A 3,856-nucleotide genomic window follows, 5' to 3' on the forward strand; every position below is an offset into this window, starting at 1 on the left:
CCCCCCCCCCCCCCCCCCCCCCCGCCCCCCCCGGCCGGCGCCTGGCCGCCCCCCCCCCCCCCCCCCCCCCCCCCCCCGCCCCCCCCCCCCCCCCCCCCCCCCCCCCCCCCCCCCCCCCACTACCGGAAGTCCGCTCGCTTTCAGCGCTTCTCGCGGTCCAGCCAGCAGGCCAGGCCTTGTGCGTTGAGTTCGATATCCATTGCCAGCACCCGCAGCACTTCAGATGCGTCCAGCGGGCTGCCCTGCAGGCGCAAGCGCGCTACATACAGCGCACCGAGCGCATCCACCAGCAGGCGATGGCGTTCCGGTTCGCCGTTGCAGCGCTGTGCGATCGCCACCATCGCGTCGATCTGCTCGTGCAGTTCCTGCGCCAATCGCGCCGTGCCTTCGACCCGGCCGTAATGGGTCAGGTACATGCCTTCCGGCGCTTCCTGCATCAAGCGCAGGATCGAGGCATGCATTGCCTCGGGCTCGAACTGCACCGGCGAGGAGGTGGGAATGATGAACGCACCGCCAGCATGATCCAGCTCGCGGTACGACAGGCCAAACGTGTCGCCGGTGAACCAGCTGCGACTGACCGCATCCCACACGCAGAAGTGATGCCGTGCATGTCCCGGCGTGTCCACGCAGACCAGCTCGCGACCCGCCAACAAAACCCGATGCCCGTCCTCGGCAACCACCACGCGCTCGGCCGGTACCGGCACGATCTGGCCGTAGCTGCGCGCGATCTCGGCTTCGCCATACACCGCTGTTGCGCCGGCGATCAGCCGGGTCGGATCGATCATGTGCTGGGCACCACGCGGGTGCACGACCAACCGCGCATTGGGCAACTGCTGCATCAGCGCACCGGCGCCGCCGGCATGATCCAGGTGCACATGGGTGACGATCAGCCAGTCGATATCCGCAGGCGTCAGATCCGCCTGCGCAATGCAGGCCAGCAGATTGGGCAGCGAGTGGGTGGTACCGCAATCGACGAACGCGCCACGTCCGTCCTGCACGATCAGGTAGGCCGCATCGAAGTGATCGCGCTGGAACGCGGTATCGATGGTGTGGATGCCATGGGCAGCAGACATGCGGCAACTCCGGCAGAAACTGGCTTCGATCCTGCCAGCCGCCCTGCCCGCACTCAACCCGGACTTTTGTCGCAGCCGCGTCGGCTCAGTGCTGCAGTACGCGCGGGCGCAGCAGCAATGCCAGCACCATCACCGCCAGGAAGCCGCCGTAGGCATACAACACGGCGAGGATCTGCTTCCACAGGCCTTCGGCCACTTCGGTGGCTCCCACGTGGTAACCCCACAACATGAAACCGATGCTGGCCACCAGGGCCAGCACCAGCATCGATGCATCAAACACGCTGCGCCGGCGATTGCGCGGCTGGCGCGGGAACCACCAGTACAGCGCTCCCATCACGCAGAACCAGGGGAGAAACAACAACAACGACAACCAGGCCATCGACGTGCTCCTCCGCAGGTGATTACTCCTTCGCTGCAGCCTCGCGCAGTTCGCGCAACGCCGCCAGCACCGGCTCCACTTCCACTTCGACCTTGAACAGCTCGCTCTGCAGCGCATCGCCCTGCTCGGCCTGCTTGAGCACGGCGATCAGCTGGCCGGCATCGCGCGGTGAATCGAAGCCTTCGCTCTGGATCAGCAGCGTGCCTTCGCCATCGAGTAGCTTGAAATAGAAGCGGCCATCCTTCTCGCGGTACTGCTTGAACAGCGGCAGCGCCGCCTTGGCAGCGACTGCCGCCTTGGGCTTGTCACCGGCGGCAGACAGATCGCGCAGGCCCACGGCGTGGCGCAACTCCTTCAACAGCGGGATGGCGAACTGCTCGCGCAGCTGCTGGCCGCGCTTGCGCAGGATGGCTTCGATCTTCTCAGGCTCGGCCATCAAGGCGTTGTAGCGCTCGCGCAGCGGCGACAGCTCGGCGTCGATGCGTTCGAACAGCTGCTGCTTGGCATCGCCCCAGCTGATGCCCTCGGCAAAGGCCTTGGCAAAGGCTGCGGTCTGCTCCGGGCTGGCGAAGGCCTGGTACATCTGGAACAGCGCCGAGCCCTCGGTGTCCTTGGGCTCGCCCGGCAGGCGCGAGTCTGTGAGGATGGAGAACACCAGCTTCTTCAGCTCCTCGCGCGGCACGAACAGCGGGATGGTGTTGCTATAGCTCTTGCTCATCTTGCGGCCATCCAGGCCGGCCAGGGTGGCCACCTGTTCGTCGATGATCACTTCCGGCAGGGCGAAGTATTCCTTGCCGTAGACGTGGTTGAAGCGCTGGGCGAAATCACGCGCCATCTCGATGTGCTGGATCTGGTCACGACCCACCGGCACCTTGTTGGCGTTGAAGATCAGGATGTCGGCGGCCATCAGCACCGGGTACATGAACAGGCCGGCGCTGACGCCTGCATCGTCGTCGAGCTGTTCCTCGCGGTTCTTGTCCACCGCCGCCTTGTAGGCATGGGCACGGTTGAGGATGCCCTTGCTGGCGACCACGGTGAGGAACCACATCAGCTCGGTGGTTTCCGGGATGTCGCTCTGGCGGTAGAACCACACCTTGTCCGGGTCCAGGCCGCAGGCCAGCCAGCTGGCGGCGATCTCCAGGGTCGAACGCTGGGTGCGCTCGGGCTCCTGCGCCTTGATCAGGCTGTGCAGGTCGGCCAGGAAGAAGAAGCTCTCGATATCCGAGGCCTGGCTGGCGGCAATGGCCGGGCGGATCGCGCCGACATAGTTGCCGAGATGGGGAGTGCCGGAGGGGGTGATGCCGGTGAGGACGCGGGTAGTCATGTAAACCAAGCTGACGAGCGGATGAACCGGGCCAGTGTAACCGCCCCAGCCTGTCCCCGCCCTCAACCCCATTGCCCGCGCCTGGCCGTTTCAAGCCACGTACCCCGCCAAGGAGCCTGCCATGTACCGTTTTCTAGCCAGTGTGTTGTCGGTTGTCGCGCTATGCGGGTTCAGCCCGGTACGGCCGGCAGATGAGGGTCCGGTGCAGCTGTCGGTGATAGACCGCGACGACGGGCAGGAGCTGGACCTGTACCCGCACCGGGGCCAGCAATGGGTGGCCGGCAGCCCCGGCCACCGCTACAGCGTGCGCATGCAGAACCGCAGCGGCCAGCGCGTGCTGGTGGTGCTGTCGGTGGACGGGGTCAACGCCATCACCGGCCAGACCGCCTCGCCCAGCCAGTCCGGCTATGTACTGGAGCCGTGGCAGAGCAGCGAGATCACCGGCTGGCGCAAATCCAATGCCGAGGTGGCGCAGTTCGTGTTCACCAGCTCCAGCGACAGCTATGCCAGCCGTACCGGTCGCCCGGCCAATGTCGGTGTGATCGGCATCGCGGTGTTCAACGAAGCACGCCGGCCGGTGCATGACGTGCGCCCACTGCCGGCGCCAAGGCCCATGCCGCGGCCGATGCCGCAGTACGAGGACCGTGCCGAGGCCAGCGCCAGTGCAACAGGGCGCGCCGCCGAAGCCGCTGCGCCCAGCGCGATGGCCAAGAGTGAATCGCGGCAGCGCTTGGGCACCGGCCACGGTGAACGTGAGTGGTCCAGCTCGTCGCTGACCAGCTTCGAACGTGCCAGCCGTAACCCGGTGCAGGTCAGCGAGGTGCGCTATGACTCGCGCCAACGTCTCGTTGCGATGGGCATCCTGCCGCGCGGCTATCGTCACGTGGACAACTCGCCACAGGCGTTCCCGAGTGGCTTCGTGCCGGATCCGCCGGCGCGTGGGCGCTGAGTTGCTTGCCTGCCGCTGATTTGTGGGAGCGGCGTAAGCCGCGAAGCTGATCAAGCCCCATCTCTCAGCAACTGTGTCATCTGATGATCCCCCTGCTTGGGGGGGGGGGGCGCGCGCCCAAAACCAAAACG

Annotated in this window: 4 protein-coding genes; 1 reads left to right on the forward strand and 3 read right to left on the reverse strand. The window is 66.4% G+C overall.

Features of this window, described 5'->3' with window-relative positions; genetic code table 11:
* Positions 1 to 140: 140 nt before the first annotated feature.
* The 3 genes from ACVOLI_RS20260 to ACVOLI_RS20270 form a co-directional block, all read right to left on the reverse strand.
* A complete protein-coding gene (locus ACVOLI_RS20260) occupies positions 141 to 1,073 on the reverse strand; it encodes an MBL fold metallo-hydrolase (RefSeq protein WP_481615755.1) in 933 nt (310 codons plus the stop codon).
* A gap of 85 nt (positions 1,074 to 1,158) precedes the next feature.
* On the reverse strand, positions 1,159 to 1,452 hold the full coding sequence (locus ACVOLI_RS20265) for a hypothetical protein (protein ID WP_282273156.1): 294 nt from the start codon (positions 1,450 to 1,452) through the stop codon (positions 1,159 to 1,161).
* A gap of 22 nt (positions 1,453 to 1,474) precedes the next feature.
* Complete coding sequence (locus tag ACVOLI_RS20270; protein ID WP_481615756.1) at positions 1,475 to 2,776, reverse strand: tryptophan--tRNA ligase; 1,302 nt, start codon at positions 2,774 to 2,776, stop codon at positions 1,475 to 1,477.
* 121 nt (positions 2,777 to 2,897) lie between these two features.
* Between ACVOLI_RS20270 and ACVOLI_RS20275 the strand changes: the two genes are divergently transcribed.
* Positions 2,898 to 3,725: a hypothetical protein gene (locus ACVOLI_RS20275; protein ID WP_481615757.1), complete on the forward strand. Its 828-nt coding sequence runs from the start codon at positions 2,898 to 2,900 to the stop codon at positions 3,723 to 3,725.
* Positions 3,726 to 3,856 lie beyond the last annotated feature (131 nt).

The sequence above is a fragment of the Stenotrophomonas sp. STEN029 genome, from assembly GCF_056760015.1.